Annotated in this window: 1 pseudogene; it reads left to right on the top strand. The window is 67.0% G+C overall.

The features are described 5' to 3' along the window. Positions 1–192: 192 nt before the first annotated feature. Positions 193–773, top strand: a pseudogene (locus AC1DTN_RS37650) (hypothetical protein); the annotation flags it as partial.

Genomic DNA, 773 nt, shown 5'->3' with positions numbered 1-773 from the left:
GGCAAGGAGAATGGAAATGCAGCACGCAACGTGGATCGCCCAGGCCAGGGAGCACTGGAAGGAGCACCTTCCGAAGATGTACGCCCGGCTGGAGAAGGCGGGCAAGCTGGAGAAGGCGCTGACGGACGCCGCGGACGCGACGGCGGCGGGGATGCGCGTGCTGACGACGCAGGGCGCGACCTGGCAGGAAGCGTGGGAGCAGGTTCGGGAGACGTATCTGTTCCTGCCGGAGGAACCCGAGCAGCAGCCCCGGATGCGAAGAAGCCAAGGCTACCTAGCGCACCGCGAGCTGATGCAGGCAAAGTCGGACTTCGACCCCAACAAGCGGGACTGAACCTTGAAACGGGGCCGAATGAGGCCCCCAACGCGCCCCCGATCGCGGCGCCGCAGATCAAGGCCGAAGACTTCACCATCGAGGATGACCTCGGCCTGGGCGAAGGTGGCCAGAAGACCAAGTACCGCAACAATGTCGCCGCGATTCGGCTGCTCGCCGACCTCGAGGCCTCCGGCCGACTGGCGACTCCTGAAGAGCAGAAGGTTCTCGCCAAGTACGTCGGCTGGGGCGGCCTGCCGCAGGCCTTCGACCCGAAGAATGCCGACTGGGCCAAGGAGCACGCCGAACTCACGTCCCTCCTGAGCCCGGAGGATCTGGCCGACGCGCGGCGCTCGACCAGGTATGCGCACTACACGTCGCGCCCCATCATCGTCGACGGGATCTACGCCGCGCTGCGCCGCTTCGGCTTCAGTGGCGGCAAGACCCTGGAGGCCGGCGC

The sequence above is a fragment of the Rhizobium sp. 01T444 genome (assembly GCF_056398305.1).
The sequence above is the reverse complement of the archived record's forward strand: the minus strand, read 5'-3'. Positions and strand labels throughout refer to the sequence as shown.